Source organism: Photorhabdus sp. CRCIA-P01 (genome assembly GCF_003545805.1).
GTDB lineage: Bacteria > Pseudomonadota > Gammaproteobacteria > Enterobacterales > Enterobacteriaceae > Photorhabdus > Photorhabdus antumapuensis.
Window position 1 is genome coordinate 179,325 of sequence record NZ_NMQR01000001.1, and the last position, 16,639, is coordinate 195,963.

Annotated in this window: 13 protein-coding genes and 4 tRNA genes; 8 read left to right on the forward strand and 9 right to left on the reverse strand. The window is 37.6% G+C overall.

The genetic code is table 11. The features are described 5' to 3' along the window. Positions 1–77: 77 nt before the first annotated feature. From cheW to cspE, 8 genes are all read right to left on the reverse strand, one after another. Positions 78–575, reverse strand: coding sequence for a chemotaxis protein CheW (gene cheW, locus D3222_RS00970; protein WP_015834820.1), 498 nt, complete (start codon positions 573–575; stop codon positions 78–80). A 53-nt stretch (positions 576–628) separates the two neighbouring features. Then, positions 629–2,674, reverse strand: coding sequence for a chemotaxis protein CheA (cheA, locus tag D3222_RS00975; RefSeq protein ID WP_118984430.1), 2,046 nt, complete (start codon positions 2,672–2,674; stop codon positions 629–631). A 2-nt stretch (positions 2,675–2,676) separates the two neighbouring features. Beyond that, positions 2,677–3,672: a flagellar motor protein MotB gene (motB, locus tag D3222_RS00980; protein WP_118984431.1), complete on the reverse strand. Its 996-nt coding sequence runs from the start codon at positions 3,670–3,672 to the stop codon at positions 2,677–2,679. Next, the gene (gene motA, locus D3222_RS00985; protein ID WP_118984516.1) at positions 3,669–4,556 is read right to left on the reverse strand and encodes a flagellar motor stator protein MotA; all 888 of its coding nucleotides are present in this window, start codon (positions 4,554–4,556) and stop codon (positions 3,669–3,671) included. The genes motB and motA overlap by 4 nt, the downstream gene beginning before the upstream one ends. Positions 4,557–4,691: 135 nt before the next feature. Then, a complete protein-coding gene (flhC, locus tag D3222_RS00990; RefSeq protein WP_118984432.1) occupies positions 4,692–5,273 on the reverse strand; it encodes a flagellar transcriptional regulator FlhC in 582 nt (193 codons plus the stop codon). Between the two features lie 3 nt (positions 5,274–5,276). Next, positions 5,277–5,627: a flagellar transcriptional regulator FlhD gene (gene flhD / locus D3222_RS00995; protein WP_036775787.1), complete on the reverse strand. Its 351-nt coding sequence runs from the start codon at positions 5,625–5,627 to the stop codon at positions 5,277–5,279. Positions 5,628–8,882: 3,255 nt separating this feature from the next. Then, entirely contained in the window at positions 8,883–9,581 is a 699-nt protein-coding gene (locus tag D3222_RS01005; RefSeq protein ID WP_198672717.1) for an MgtC family protein, read from the reverse strand. Between the two features lie 448 nt (positions 9,582–10,029). After that, positions 10,030–10,242: a transcription antiterminator/RNA stability regulator CspE gene (cspE, locus tag D3222_RS01010; RefSeq protein WP_011146114.1), complete on the reverse strand. Its 213-nt coding sequence runs from the start codon at positions 10,240–10,242 to the stop codon at positions 10,030–10,032. A 483-nt stretch (positions 10,243–10,725) separates the two neighbouring features. On the opposite strand from cspE, the gene D3222_RS01015 reads away from it, so the two are divergent. Then, on the forward strand, positions 10,726–11,232 hold the full coding sequence (locus tag D3222_RS01015; RefSeq protein ID WP_118984434.1) for a YlaC family protein: 507 nt from the start codon (positions 10,726–10,728) through the stop codon (positions 11,230–11,232). 144 nt (positions 11,233–11,376) lie between these two features. Then, positions 11,377–11,452 (forward strand) — tRNA-Asn (locus D3222_RS01020). 142 nt (positions 11,453–11,594) lie between these two features. Here D3222_RS01020 and D3222_RS01025 read toward each other — a convergent pair. Further along, positions 11,595–12,671: a hypothetical protein gene (locus tag D3222_RS01025; protein ID WP_118984435.1), complete on the reverse strand. Its 1,077-nt coding sequence runs from the start codon at positions 12,669–12,671 to the stop codon at positions 11,595–11,597. A gap of 696 nt (positions 12,672–13,367) precedes the next feature. Between D3222_RS01025 and D3222_RS01030 the strand changes: the two genes are divergently transcribed. The 6 genes from D3222_RS01030 to D3222_RS01055 all read left to right on the forward strand — a co-directional run bounded on the left by D3222_RS01030 (position 13,368) and on the right by D3222_RS01055 (position 16,631). Beyond that, positions 13,368–13,443, forward strand: a tRNA-Asn gene (locus D3222_RS01030). 244 nt (positions 13,444–13,687) lie between these two features. Continuing rightward, positions 13,688–13,763: transfer RNA gene (locus tag D3222_RS01035), tRNA-Asn, on the forward strand. Between the two features lie 258 nt (positions 13,764–14,021). Continuing rightward, positions 14,022–14,097 (forward strand) — tRNA-Asn (locus D3222_RS01040). Positions 14,098–14,316: 219 nt separating this feature from the next. Then, positions 14,317–15,369, forward strand: a complete 1,053-nt coding sequence (gene pyrC, locus D3222_RS01045; RefSeq protein WP_118984436.1) for a dihydroorotase — start codon at positions 14,317–14,319, stop codon at positions 15,367–15,369. Positions 15,370–15,569: 200 nt separating this feature from the next. Then, on the forward strand, positions 15,570–15,824 hold the full coding sequence (gene bssS, locus D3222_RS01050) for a biofilm formation regulator BssS (protein ID WP_036775794.1): 255 nt from the start codon (positions 15,570–15,572) through the stop codon (positions 15,822–15,824). 204 nt (positions 15,825–16,028) lie between these two features. After that, positions 16,029–16,631, forward strand: a complete 603-nt coding sequence (locus tag D3222_RS01055; protein WP_118984437.1) for a response regulator transcription factor — start codon at positions 16,029–16,031, stop codon at positions 16,629–16,631. Positions 16,632–16,639: the final 8 nt, after the last annotated feature.

The window sequence follows — 16,639 nt, forward strand, 5'->3', positions numbered from 1 at the left end:
TTTTCTGGTTTGGAATTTACGGGAATACAGACAAAAAATAACTGCCATCCGTCGATGATGGCAGTCACATTTAATGATTAGTTTTTAGCCACTGAATCGACCAACGCCATCTCTTCACTATTAAGCAATTTCTCAATATCCACTAAAATCAGCATACGATCATCAAGTGAACCCAATCCTGTTAGATATTCGGTAGATAATGTTACTGCAAATTCAGGCGCCGGACAGATTTGCTCAGCTTTGAGCGATAAAACATCCGAAACACCATCAACGACAATACCAACCACTCGGTTTAACAGATTCAGAACAATAACAACAGTATTATCATTATAGGTAACCGTTTCCTGGGCAAATTTAATTCTCAGGTCAATAATAGGCACAATAACGCCACGCAGATTAGTTATCCCTTTAATGAATGCCGGAGTATTTGCAATACGGGTGACCTGATCATAGCCCCGGATCTCCTGTACTTTCAGTATTTCGATACCATACTCTTCATCACCCAGGGTAAAAACCAGATATCCTTCCCCGGCAGTTTCTCCTGACAATTTATTAAACGCTTCTATGGCCGACATGATCTTACCTTTTACTGTGAGATTGACGATTTTCTATGGGGATATTCCCCCATTCAGTGCTTATTTTTTGCTAATAACTCAGCTTTGCTGAGTGCCAATTGGTCATGATTGAGTTGCTGCAAGGCAGAAACATCAATAATCAACGCCACACTGCCATCTCCCATAATGGTGGCAGCGGAGATCCCGGGTACTTTGCGATAGTTACTTTCGATATTTTTCACAACCACTTGATGCTGGCCAACTAATTGATCAACCAGCAAGGCATAACGACGGCCAGCACTTTGTACAATCACAATAATCCCTTTCGTCGGATCTGTTTTTGCATCAGGAATATCAAAAACTCGATATAACTTAATGAGTGGCAAGTATTCTCCTCTGACATGCAATAATTTTTCATCTCCCGCCAAGGGATAAATATCTTCTTCCTGCGGTTGAAGAGAACTGACTACCGCACTCAACGGCAAAATAAACACTTCGCCATTCACTTTCACTGACATACCATCAAGGATTGCCAGTGTCAGAGGTAACAAAATCCGAGTCACTGTCCCTTTACCTGCCTGGAAGTTAATCTGGATTTGCCCCCCCATTTCCTGAATATTTCGCTTAACCACGTCCATTCCCACACCGCGGCCAGATACATCCGTTACAACTTCAGCCGTGGAAAAACCAGGCGCGAAAATCAACATCGCAACCTCTTCGTTACTCATGTTTTCACTGACTGATAGCCCTTGTGATATCGCTTTGGCCAGAATCTTTTCACGGTTCAACCCGGCGCCATCATCCACAACTTCAATACAGATATTCCCGCCCTGATGTTCAGCAGAAAGTGTCAAGTTGCCCGTTTCAGGTTTGCCCACAGCAAGCCGATCTTCCGGCTCTTCAATACCATGATCTAGACTGTTACGGACTAGATGAGTCAGCGGATCAATAATGCGCTCGATTAAACTCTTATCCAACTCAGTGGAACTGCCAACCAAAGTTAGATCCACTTTTTTATTCAGCTTGCTAGCAAGATCCCTGACTAAACGTGGGTAACGGCTGAACACATATTCCATTGGCATCATACGGATAGACATCACAGATTCTTGCAAATCTCTGGAATTTCTCTGTAACTGCACCATGCAATTTAGCAAATCGCCATACAAAGTCGGTTCAAGAGCGTTACAATGCTGAGCCAGCATAGATTGGGTAATAACCAATTCACCAACCAGATTTATCAGTTGATCAACCTTCTCAACCGCAACTCGAATACTGGAAGATTCTGCTCGTTGACGTGGCGATCCAGCCGGAGGTATCGGTGCAGGACGTCCAGCCGGCGGTGTGGAACCTTTTTCCGGTGTAGTTGTTTTAACAACTTTAGCTGTATCTTTATTTTTAACTTTGTCTTTGGGTTCAACTACCGGCAAAAAAGTGATCTGTTCCGGTTCAATAACAAAACAGAGCACTGCGGTAATATCGTCCTCCGTGGCTGATGTTACTAATGATGCTTCAACACTATCCCTAGTCTGTTCAGTATCATAAACCTCCCCCAGATTACTCAGCTCATCAAGCATCAGAGAAACTTCACGCTCTTTCAGACCAGAAAGATGAACCCGAACTCTACCTTGCTGGTTTTCAGTCGCAGCAGGCTCCGATTTTAATTCTGGCTCAGATTCAAGCACCTCTGGCATCACCGCATCCATGACAGGCTCAACACCGCCTTCATTCTCTCTCTGTACTTCCAATGCAAGCTGGCGCAAAGTCTCACAGATGTAGGTAAACGCACTTTCATCCGGCTCCTGAGAACTTTTATAGGCATCCAACTGTTGCTGCATAATATCTTTCGCTTCTAAAAACAGGTTGATAATATCAGTCGTCAGACTCATTTCATCTCGTCTGGCACTGTCCAGCAAATTTTCCAGAACATGCGTGGTTTGCTGTAGCTTGATAAAACCAAAAGTCGCAGCGCCACCTTTTATTGAGTGAGCACTACGAAAAATAGCATTCAATTGCTCCCGATCTGGCTCATCAGGATCGAGCTGCAATAGATGCTGCTCCATATCTTCCAGCAATTCGTCTGCTTCATCAAAAAAGGTCTGATAAAACGCGGTAATATCCATTGTTACTTTGTCACCTTAGCCGGTACACGATTAGGTTCAGCACTCAGTGATGCTGGTTGAGCCAATACTGTGATTTCATTGGACTGTTGTGCTGACCTACTTTCAGCCGAATCCTTTCCAATCGCCTCGTGAATTTCCTTACTATCATTAATAATCAAGGAATCGCTGCCGGTGTTTTGCTGTTCAATCCGCTCTTCCGCTTGTTTATTGAGCACCAAGATACTGATGCGACGGTTAACTGGCGCACTGGCATCTTCCTGTTTCAGGCGAACCGTCGCAGCCATGCCAACAACCCGCAATATCTTTTCTTCATCCAATCCCCCAATCAACAACTCTCTCCTTGATGCATTCGCTCGATCCGCGGAGAGTTCCCAGTTACTGTAACCACGCTCACCATTAGCATATTTCAAGTCATCGGTATGACCAGACAAGCTGATTTTATTGGGAATATCGTTCAGGATTGGTGCAATAGCCCGCAAAATGTCACTCATGTAACTTTCAACTTTTGCACTACCAACCATAAACATTGGCCGGTTTTCTCGGTCAATAATCTGGATACGTAACCCTTCATCCATCATGTCAATCAACAGATGTGGACGTAATGCTTTAAGGCGGGGATCAGTAATGATCAACTGATCGAGTTGCTCACGCAGCCTATTTAATTTACGAGCCTCATTATTAGCTTCAACGACTTCAACCTGACGCAGAATGTCGCCTTCCTGATGAAGCACATCCTCCCCTCCTCCTGGAATAGGATTGGAGCTATCACTGCTACGCTCCCCTTTATTGATTGCAACTTGTAACGGGGTACGGAAATATTCTGCAATTCGAGTCAGTTCTTGTGGGCTGGAAATTGCCAACAGCCACATAACCAGGAAAAATGCCATCATGGCGGTCATAAAATCAGCATAAGCAATTTTCCATGAACCACCATGATGTTTGATGCCATTCCTTTTACGTCTTTTTACCCTAATGACAGAGACGTTACGCGCCTTCATGCCTGTTCTTCAGTTTCTTGCGGGACAGGTACTTTTACCCGGCGAACGTGTTCTTCTAACTCAGTGAAAGAAGGGCGATCTGTGAGATAGAGTGTTTTACGACCGAATTCAACAGCAATTTGTGGAGCATAACCATTCAGGCTGGATAATAATGTCACTTTAATGCATTGCATCATTTTAAGATGCTCACCGCTGCGCTGACGTAGCAATGTTGCCAGTGGCGAGATAAAACCATATGCCAGCAAAATACCGAGGAATGTCCCAACCATTGCATGAGCAATCAGCACGCCAAGTTCCCCTGCCGGGCGATCTGCCGAACCCAAGGCATTAACAACCCCCATAACAGCAGCGACAATACCAAAAGCAGGAAGAGAATCTCCAACCATCGTCAAACTAGTTGCCGGAATCTCGCTTTCCTGCTCATAAGTTTCAATTTCTTCATCCATCAAAGCCTCAATTTCATGAGGATTCATATTGCCACTTACAATCAATCGCATGTAGTCAGTGATAAAATCCATCAAATGCTTATCCTTAAGCAAACGCGGGTACTGGGTGAAAATATCACTCTGCTGAGGATGTTCGATATCTCGCTCTAATGCTAAGACACCATGCATGCGGGATTTTGCTAACAACCGAAAAAGCAGCGCCATCAGATCCATATACATCACTTTGTTATATTTAGATCTACGCATTACCTTTGGCAAAACACGCAATGTTGCCTTAATCGCTTTTCCGTTGTTACCAACAATGAAAGCACCGATACCAGCACCAGTGATAATTAAAAATTCAGCGGGTTGATAAAGCGCGCCTAAATGACCACCTACAATCAGGTAACCACCGATTACCGCCCCAAAAACTACGATATATCCTAAAAATACTAACACGCGATATCCTTTAGCTAAGTTGGTGAGCGGATGGGAAGTTGAGCAGTTTGAATCCAGAATGGTTGTGGTTTCAATACAGGTTACAAGAGAAAAAGTAAAATCCGTAACCTGTAGGAATAATTTTCCCATTTAAATTCACACTGCGTGCTGAGCAAGTCCATCCAGCAGTTGTGAATTAGTATCGGCAGACTCAAGGGAAAGTTTACGTTTTTTTACTGCACGTGATGGAGGTTGGCAAAGGCTACAAACAAAGCTATTCACAGGTTGATGAGCATGAGTAATAAAAGTTCCACCACAAGTCCGACATTGTGAAGGTTGCAACATGCCACTGTCCACAAAACGTACCAACGTCCAGGCACGAGTCAACGCCAAAACCGGGGCGTCCCCTTCAACAGGAGGACATTGTTCAAGATAGAGTCGATACGCTTTAACAACAGCCTCTACACCTTCACAATAACCACTCTTGAGTAAAAAACGATAGGCATTATAAAACATCGATGAATGAATATTCTGTTCCCACGTCATAAACCAATCAGTTGAAAAAGGCAGCATCCCTTTGGGCGGAGGACTCCCCCTCAATTCTTTATAAAGCTTAATTAGTCGCCCTCTGCTCAATTGTGTTTCACTTTCAAGCAGTTGTAACCGTGCCCCCAAAGTGATGAGTTCCATCGCCAACTGTATATCCTTAGCTTCTTGAACTATACTTTTCTCGGCCATCTCTTATGCTCTTTTTTTCACTGACGTATCGTCTTTCGAAGATAACTTTTGAAACAAATGAGTAGATAACAAAATGCCTGTATGTATTTGTTGTAAATCATCCACTCGGGATTCCCTAGTAAGCTGCTGAATAGTTTCACTGTCTTCGAACCGGAAATTACAGACTAATTGATTAGTCTCAGCGAGCTTGACCAACTGAGGTAATGTCAATTCAGACAACGTATCAGCCATAGAATCGCTAATACCTAAACGGAACATCGCTGACGCTTTTTCATGGTTAATTAATCGCTGAGCTAAAAGCAAATACGATAAATTTATGTCATAAATATGTTTGAGCAATTCAACCGTACTCATTTCTCTATCCCGTCCGATTACATTAAAAAATCAGTTAAGTGTTCGAAAAACCACTCGTGAAAAAATTCCTAAAATAGCTTAGGGATTAATAATCTCTTACATAACTAAAATATACAGGGTTAGTCAGAGCAGTAACCATCCTTTGTATTACTTTTGATTCATCCAACTTCAAAAATATTACGGTAGTGAGTTGCAAAAATAATATTGCATTACCTGATATAACATTTTTCATTGGCGATTAAGAATATTCTTAATGCAGAACAACTTTACTCCTGAATCATCGACTTATACAACGGAAAGAGGGCGCAATTTTAAATACTATGTGACATAACTCACAAAAACAAGGGCTTTTAATATGCATTTAATCGATGAATTGCTCATTAACTATTCAAACAATTAAATAAAATCCGAATTCTCAATTTTAATAAGTTAAATTATCTAAATAAAAATATTAGATATATTTTTTGATTTTATACGATCTATTAAACTTATAAATTTAAAATAACGATAAAAAATCCTATCCTGAGTCAAACTAACACTAAAAAAGACAGTTTTATCCCTGAGTAATAAGTGTAAACAATAATCTTATTCTGAGATCCGGTATCTCCATTTGTACGATAAAACAGATTAAGTTTATGTAAAATTTGGTTGCAAAAAAGATACTGGTATGATCACTTTTCGTTTAGATTTGTACTTTTTTTAACCAAAAGGCTTAACTAAAAATGCATACCACCATGCACAGATAACACTAACCATACAAAAATAGCATAAAATACAGTAAGATAATGAATAAAAAAACAACTATAACAACATCTTATTGATTGCATAACAATCAATATCCAGTATAGAGACAGCCAGAAAAATCGGTCTATTTCAACTCCTGACAACCCAAACAGCAGCAAAATTAATTAGAAAAACTTATCAAATAGTGTATCTCATAATATAATAATGCGCAAAACCCCTCTATTGATTACTTTATCTTTTTCATCTTTAGTCTTCATGCCTCAAATTAATAATTAATTAAATTTATACATATCCAATATATATATTTTAAAAACATTAGTCATTTTAAACTAATTGAATATGCTTTATTATCCTTACAATCTGCTTTAAAGTTCTGTAAGAGATACAATTCCAAAAATAAAACGTCCAAACTACATAAATATATAACTTTATCAAATATCTATCATAAATAAAATTACCACCATTTATATAATACAAGAAACAGATAGTTTACATATTAATATTTAAATAAAAAATACACGCTATTTCAGAATTCATATTCTTATGATACAAACCAAATGAAATATTAAAAGTCATTTTTCCCATTTCTCATTATTTCATGTAATATTTACGATCATCATCCCAAAAACATTATTTATACATATAAAAAATATAGCTAATAACGTCATTAATATATATCAAAAATATCATTTCCTTAAATGATGAAAATAGATAAAACAATTAACTCTACAGGAACAAAATAATTAATTGAAATTTATTGCAAAAATAATCAATAGGAATAGAGATAAAAATCAATATTATTTCCCACCAGAATAATGAAACTAATAATCATTGGTGATATAAATACCCTAACATTCCATAAAAAAGATGAAAAGAATAGGATTTTGATAAGAAATTTATTTCCCCATATAAATAATAGTGATAATTTTCCAAGTAATTATAACTATTCATCAAACATGACAGTTTAATGTAACAACCGATTACAACCTAACCTAATCACAAAAACACTCTCAGAACAAAGGCTCTAAACCCAATAGTTCATCAAACAAGAAGGGAATATAGCTATCGAGAATCATTATCAATTATGTAATCAATAACACTGGCAATGTATCTGTTTTTTGGACAAAACACATCCTTTATACGCACAATATATGAACAAAAGATATCTGAGAAAATAACAATTCAATACACTAATCTGGCTGAAATAAAACCTTATGAATAAAATTTTTCACTAAAAAAATCATCAACATCAAAATATATATCTATAAAACAGAAATGAAACAAGCTGGCTCCGCCAGTACCATAGAATATTCAACATTTTTAATACCTCATTTATAATGATCTTCTTAGGAGTTGTTTAATCCATTTTATTCCAATGTAAAAAAAACAAGAAATATCACACATCAGATCTTGTACTAGTAAATGAATATCTTGTACCAAAAAGAATGGAATAAAGGCTCTGGTAATCAACATTGAAAAAACATTACCAAAGTTCAAACTTACCGTTATATTCAAGCACTTGATAATACTCCCACTCGCCTCTCTTCTCTTAACGGCCCTTCATCTGACACCCCTAAATTCTTTATCAAGCCTAGTAATATCTATCGCTTTTTTTGCACTATCTGTACCTTTGCTAACAAAAACTCCTACACCAGCGTATCTCAATACCACAGCATCATTAATGTTATCATCAAGAAATCAACCGCATGCCCGTTCTTTTACAATACAGGATTTTTACGATGCACAGTTTACTAAATACCAATCTAATTTCATTTCTCAAGATTTCAGTAACCACCAGCTCTGTTTGTTAGAATGCTAAAATAACTTTGAATTCTAACCCTACATCATGACAAATCCTGACAGTAATAGCAGAATTATCCTCGGTAAGAACTCTTGCTACTGCGCCACTCTCTCTTAATACAGAAATAACAGGGACTGCACTCCCCTTCACTGGCTCAAAGAAAGTTAGCAACTCCTGTAATATCATCACTCTTTCATCATCATAAAGATGACAAGCGTTTTTACTTTATCATCGGATAAATATCGAACAGTTAAATTAATACTCTAAAACCTTGTCTGATGGTAACCATTAACTACCTCCATTATTTTTTCACGACATTCTTCATCAAGCAGAATTATTATCTATTTTACTCTTATATAAGAACAAACTTAGATCATTTCTTCTACTTATCCTTTGAAAATAATTGATATTTTCACTGAAAATTCTGAGCAATAATGAACAACTGATGGCGAACCAAATTAAATATCAACTCATCAATTTTTCTGTACCCGCGTATGATACCTATATCAGGTTTACCATGACTAAATGCTGATATGAGAATAGCAGACCAGTACCACTTCGCATATCTGCCTCAAATAGCAACAAGAACATAATTTCACCTAGTACAAGATATTCGATTAATCATTCTTGTTTGTTTCTGATGACGAACCCCCATTTGTCAACGGTGATTCCTTATCAAACTAGTGATTGCTGTTTTACACAAAAGATTTTCAGATCGGTAGTTCAGAAACAATTTTCCAGTTTATTGAGCTAACGCTCTTTTCCAGACTTATACGACAAACAATTGCTTCTATCTCTTTTTGCTCATCCAGTGTTGCTAACACTTCAGCGCACACTTCAAATTTTCCAAGTTGAACTCTATCAGCGAAATTCAATGATTGTAACCTCACAGATACTCCATTGAGAGCCTGTAACACCAAAGTTCTCACCAGAATTTCGTCATCACTGTCACACACTACGTGAATTTTATAACACTGTACTTGATCAATAGCCTGCTGCCTGGGTTGTAAATTAATACGTTGGGCCGCTTCACGTAACAATATATTTGCGCAAAGAATAATGGCGGTTGCTATCGCAGCTAGCCAATATTGTCCGAGGCCACACAGCACACCAATTCCAGCAGAGCACCATAAGGTTGCCGCGGTATTTAATCCACGAATGTTCATACCTTCCCGCATAATGACACCCGCACCAAGGAAACCAATGCCTGAAACAACTTGTGCAGCAATACGACCAGCACTATCGGGTGAAGTTGTTATTGAACTGAGGATAAAAACTGCTGCACCGGTCGCAACTAATGCATTGGTTCTTAAACCTGCCATACGTTGACGCCATTGGCGCTCAGCACCAATTAATGCGCCAAAGCACGTAGCCGATAATAAATGAAAGACAAAAGGAGTTATTAACATGACATTCTCCATACAACCAAATGGATAAATAATCATGTGCATTTATTTTGCACACAGAAATGTATGCTGAATGTTTAATTCAGCCCTATTTTCTGTCCATACCCGGAGGTAACAAAGCGTAAATATATAACAGCATAATAAAAACTCAATATACTATCCCGGCTACTTGACCAAGCACCGGATAACACCATTCTTTGAGTAAGTACAGCTCAGATATTTTGAGTGGTACTGCCCGCTTTATTTGGCAAGCAGCAGATCGGAAGGAAATAGCTTGCCGTTTTATTGTCTATTTAACTGAAAACTTTGACTACCCAATGGCTATCTCCCCAATAAAATTTGTACGAAGTATAATCAGGAGTAATTAATAAGTAAAGAAGGATATGGCTTTAGTAAAGAAAAAACCCGTCACTATAGAAAATAGTGACGGGTTTCAAAATCATCCAAGCAATCAGATAGCCATTACGTTTGCTGCTGCTGGACCTTTCGCACCATTTTCAATGGTGAATTCTACGTTCTGGCCTTCTGCCAAAGTTTTGAAACCGTTACCCTGAATGGCAGAGAAGTGAACGAATACGTCTTTGCTACCGTCAGCTGGGGTGATGAAACCGAAGCCTTTAGACTCGTTGAACCACTTCACTTGACCTTTCATTTTGTCAGACATTGTGACTTTCCTATATATCAAAAAAATTTTGCCACCATTGGGCATGTATTGGCCAGTTATATCAGCTATTACTTATGGAGGCACTAAGAAGGAAACGCGTCAACAAAGGCTATCTGAGGATAACACTTACACATAACTCATTAACTCAAGATGTCGTACATAAAGTAGGTCTGTTTATCAGGCCGGCTGCATTAACTCATGATAGAAAAGGAATAGCAACCTTTTTATGCATTGGTGTTTTAAAAAAAATATTTATGCTCATTATTAACGCAATAAGTTAACAAATTACGTCATCAATTACAAATTTTTTTGATTTATTCAACCTTTATCTTAATGAAAGCACTAGAGTTAATCTTAGTCAATAACAGTTGGCAGATTAAAATAAGACAACTGATCTACGTAAGGTTACCTGCCCCATGCTAACCTTAAAGGCAAATAGTTATGAAAATATTTCACTTTTCCTTTGCTTAATCAGGTCAATATATGAATATCATCAAACAGATACTGATTCAGGATCTTGAACGAATCAACATTGAAGAACAACGTGATGGTAAACCTCGTTTTAACAGCCAATTTATCAATCACCATCCTTATCTTTGCCTAGCTATGCTTATATCCTACCTATTTCTCGCTGCACTTATCTGGTACGCCCCATATTTTAGTTTACTTTCACTACTAGCTTTTACCGTACTCTTCATTATTATGTCGGCGGTTCTATTACTCGAAATCAAACCTGTATATCGGTTTGATGATATCGGCGTACTTGATCTACGGGTATGTTACAACGGCGAATGGTTCGTCAGCGAAAAAATCTCAGACTGCGCAATCAAAGAGCTTTATTCCCACCCTCATGTTCCACTGGCAATAAAAGATGAAATCAAACGCATTATACAAATGAAAGGTGAAATTCATTTTTATGATGTTTATATCATGGCGTTTCCTGAACAATCACATACAGCAACATCGTTACCGATCATGAATAGCCGATAATGAACAAAAGTACTTAATTCCAACAAAATAGCGCAATTATAAAACAATGCGCTCATATGACGAGCAAATAACAAAACAGTAAGCTTTTTTGCGTTGACAGCGTTTCAATTGATCGCTAGTATTCGCCCCGTTCCCAAGAACGATTCCTCCATAGTTCAGTCGGTAGAACGGCGGACTGTTAATCCGTATGTCACTGGTTCAAGTCCAGTTGGAGGAGCCAAATTTCAGCCCGGAGATATTAAAGAGAATCTCTGGTATGCATGAAGTAGCTGGTATAAAAAACAGTTAATATGCAGAAAAAGCCCAATGTAAATTGGGCTTTTTCTATATAAGCAGTAACACATTCGCGAGCGCCAAGCCAATCAGTCCAGAACTACCTTGTAAGTCTTCTCTTTAGATTTATGCAATATATTCACTTCACCAACAAATGATATTTCGTAATGAATTTTTACTTGACCATTACCTATATAATTAAAGAAATCAATTCCACCCGGCTGACCATCAGCATTTTCTTCAGGTTTAATCACAGCTAACCGGAAAATATTATCTTCACTACCTTGCAAAGGATCTATCTTTAATACTAATTCTCCCGTATCCCGATTATCAGCAGAATACCCTCTTATATGTACTGTACCTTTTTTCAACTCCTTACCTTTAAGTTTAGCATCGCTGACCAAAATATTAATGTCATAATCAATAATATTCTCACCAATTGGTCGGCCCTTGCTTTCATCATATTCTTCAATATAAGGTATTTCTAAATCGCGACGAACCTGAATTGTTGAAGAATCCTCATCAAGTTCTACAAACACACGTTGAATAGCAGAAAATCTAGCAGTACCACTTTCGCTAATAGTATAATAAAGGCTATCGTGTTTACCTTCAGTAAGGAGAACATCTTTTACCGGCAAACTACGAATATCACCGCTATTTTGCACACCAGGAACAACTTCAACATTATCATTATCAAAAACAAATTTCAGATCATGTTTATCTAAGATATTGGAATCAGTAAAAAGTACTTTAACTCCTGCTTTTATATCGTCACTGCTAATAACATTGTCATAATGTGCCGGATATACAGGCGCTGCCAATCCTACTGATTTCAGTTTAAATCGCTTCAGAGGGACTTTCTCCACTACACTACCACTCGCATCCGTTACTTCAACATCAAAACCAATTGTAGCGTTAACCTTCTGATCTGTCTTAATTTTTACTAATATTTCAGACGCTCTACTAACAGGATCAAATATGCTATCTTTATTTACGATTTCATATTCACCTTCATTCAAGCCATTCACTACGATTTTACTTTTGTAATTTTCTAGTGGTACAGAACCATCATCATCCTGTAGAACTACAAACAGTCGTAATGGAACGTTAAACCAGTCTTTATGTGAAACCCAGTTAGTTACATCAGTATTAATTAAAAACTTCATGACTTCTCCTCATCTATTTTATAGAAATCACCAGAAAATTAGCCACTCTTTTAGGAGGGATATTATTTTCTTATTTTATATTTAAAATTATTTTCACCTCCTCACCAATTATTTAATTTAAGATTTTTTCTGAAATGGTTTTTATTCATTTAATTTCATATGCATATACAAATATATTATTAGATCGATAATATCTTAGTGCACTAGCAGAAAATGATATTTTTTTATTAATGGCAAACTCTTTAATATTCGCTTTGGCGTGGATTAATATCATGTTTGCCAAATCAGAGATCAAATACAAAATTACTTTTTCAGTTAATAATTATAGACAAGTAAATCCGCTAATAAATATCAAAATACAATAAGTGATCTGTTAAAACAGATCAAATAGGAAAATTACCATAAAATATAAAAATATTATAAATAACACCAAAATAAAATTAACTAATATATATTTAATTATATTTTTAATGCTCATGATTAATTATTTTCCAAATAAAAAATATAGATTACATTTTCAACATCTAATTATCATAGAAAAATATCAGTTAATTCTCATATTTCTTGAGCTGAAAATTTAATTGACTAAAAAACATCACTTTGAACACCAGTTAACCAATTAAACTCAATTTTCACTTTTCGCCTTTGACAAGACCAAAATACCCAGATATTATTCGCCTCGTTGTCAAGGACAATTCCTCCATAGTTCAGTCGGTAGAACGGCGGACTGTTAATCCGTATGTCACTGGTTCGAGTCCAGTTGGAGGAGCCAAATTCATAAGAAAACCCGCCTAGTGCGGGTTTTTTGCATTCCTAACTCCACCATTTACTTACAACGTAATATAATAATTCCGATCAACCTGCTTCCTAATAGCATACATCTCCAGCAAATACCCCTTACCTCGGCATAAAAACAGATCAATAAGTTCAGTTTGCCAGCAAGCAAACTATTTTTATTATTTCTGCTTTGACAAAGCAAAAACATACCGTTAATATGCACCCCGTTGTGAAGGAGTTCCTCCATAGTTCAGTCGGTAGAACGGCGGACTGTTAATCCGTATGTCACTGGTTCAAGTCCAGTTGGAGGAGCCAAATTATGAAAGTCCCGCTTAATGCGGGATTTTTGCTATTCCGACCTTTCTACTTAATTTCCCACACCATTTACTCGTAACATAAGCACAATAATTCTACTCAACTCATTCTAATAGAATAAAATTCCATCAAATTTCAATTAATTAGCATGAAAATATAACAACAAGTGCATTTTGACAGCAAACAAACCATTTTTATCATTTTCTACTTTGACAAAGCCGAAACATATCACTAATATGCACCCCGTTGTGAAGGAGTTCCTCCATAGTTCAGTCGGTAGAACGGCGGACTGTTAATCCGTATGTCACTGGTTCAAGTCCAGTTGGAGGAGCCAACTTCATTTCTATTTTTACCCTCATACTTTGCCTTTTCCTTTGTTATTAAGAAAATCCACCTCTGATTACCCTAACCTAGTTGATTTGGCTAAGTTTTTTTCTAAGAATTATATTCATTAATAGCTATTCAACCATTTTAGCTTTATCATCCATTCCCGGCCTGGATATGCTGAACTCAGCATCTTCGTTCCTATCATATATACTGGAGCCGGTTTCTCATGACCACTGAATCATACACAATAAAAATCCGCCGCCCTGATGACTGGCACATCCATTTTCGTGATGGTGAAATGCTAAAAACTGTCGTTCCCCACACCAGTCATTACTTTGGCCGGGCTATCGTCATGCCTAATCTGCTTACGCCGATTACAGAAGTGGTCAGTGCCAAGGCTTATAGAGACAGAATACTGGCAGCCATTCCCGAAGGACATAATTTCCAGCCTCTTATGACCTGTTATCTTACTGACACGACTGAAAGCTCTCAGATAGAAATGGGTTATAAAGAAGGCATTTTTACCGCTTGTAAGCTCTATCCCGCCAATGCCACAACCAATTCAAGTCACGGCGTCTCTGATATAAAGAATATTTATCCACTATTAGCAGCAATGGAAAAACTGGGGATGCCTCTGCTCGTCCACGGTGAGGTTACTGCTTCTCATATTGATATTTTTGATCGAGAAGCCCGTTTTATTGAACAAGTCATGGAGCCACTACGTAATCAATTCCCAGCACTGAAAGTTGTGTTTGAACACATAACTACCAAAGAAGCCGCACAATATGTGCTAGAAGGCAATAACAATCTGGCAGCAACATTAACTCCACAGCATCTCATGTTCAATCGCAACCATATGCTGGTTGGTGGGATTCGGCCACACCTATACTGTCTGCCTGTGCTGAAACGTAATGTGCATCAAGAGGCTTTACGGGCAGCCGTCGCCAGTGGCTGTGATCGCTTCTTTCTAGGCACAGACTCAGCACCACATGCACAACACAAGAAAGAGTCTTTCTGTGGTTGTGCCGGCGTCTTTAACGCACCATCAGCGTTACCTGCTTATGCAACAGTGTTCGAGGAGATGAATGCATTACAGCATTTTGAAACATTCTGTTCACTTAATGGCCCTAAATTTTACGGGCTACCTGTCAATGAAGGCTTTATCGAACTAACTCGCAAACCTTCTACCATAATTGAACACATTGATTGCAATAATGAAAAACTTATTCCATTCTTGGCTGGTGAAGATGCCCGCTGGGATGTGAAAGTAGCAGACTGATATAACATGGGGATGGTCATCATCCCCATTAATTTACATAGTTATCAATACACCAACAAATTGACTTATAATTCCTAACAAAAAACCTTCTTACTTTCATTAAAAAGCATATACTAACTAATGACTCATTCAAGAATGAGGTCGTTTGCTCTTAGTCAATGATATTAATAAATAATGCAGTGATCTGATTAGGAGGTTTTATGGGCAGTAAAGATGAAGTTATTCAAACGCATCCTGTTGTAGGTTGGGATGTCAGTACCGTTGATACATATGATGCAATGATGCTACGCCTTCACTATTTGTCCTCCCAAGATCAAACACCAGAACATGTCATGGTAGATCGAACCTTATGGTTGACAACTGACATTGCAAAGCAATTGATATACATCCTCCAGGCAGGAATTGAAAAGATCGAATCTTCAGAATACAGCGATCTAAACCATACTAAGCATTAATAATCTTAAACCCGGACCCCCGTATAAATGGGTGTCCGGTTAGGAGACCACATCGATTCATCTCAAAGATTTTGTCTGGAATACCATATCACTATATAATAATTTCGGATTAAGCTAACTTAACCATCAAAATTGCCGAGTTGACTACTAATAGATGGGGAGTTTATTGTGAGTTTGGCCAAACAGGAACAGGGATGTACAATAATGAAAATCTTAATTGTTGAAGAGTGCTATTATACCCGTTCAGGTATCAGAGAGTTTTTAAGGGAAAACGATAACGCTGAAAATCTTGAATTTATTGACTCACCTTCAATTCATGAGGCTATAGATATAGTAACTCACTTTTCCCCTGATATCGTTTTAGCTAATTTGACACATTATTGTCATCATGCCAGTTACTGTTCCGATTTACAGAAATTTATAACTCTTATAGATAACACTCGTATTTATATATACCTTAATAGCACCTATCCTTATTGTGACAATTATATTACATTGAAGGATAATGCTGTTATTCTCGCAAAGAGAAATCTTACCTATTTGCTTAATAAACTTAGTAAAACCACATTGCAAGAAATTCAGAGGCACAGAGCGAAAATCGACCAATACTGTTCTATTTTCAGCCCTCAAGAACATAAAGTTATCGATTACTGGATGAAAGAAATCCCTAATTACCAGATATCCCAAAAGTTAAAAATCAGTAATAGTACGGTCTACTCTCATAAAAGACACATTACTGAAAAAATCAATGTGCGTAATAGAGTTGAACTCTGCTTTATTTACAATGTATTTAAATATCTCTATTAAAATATCCT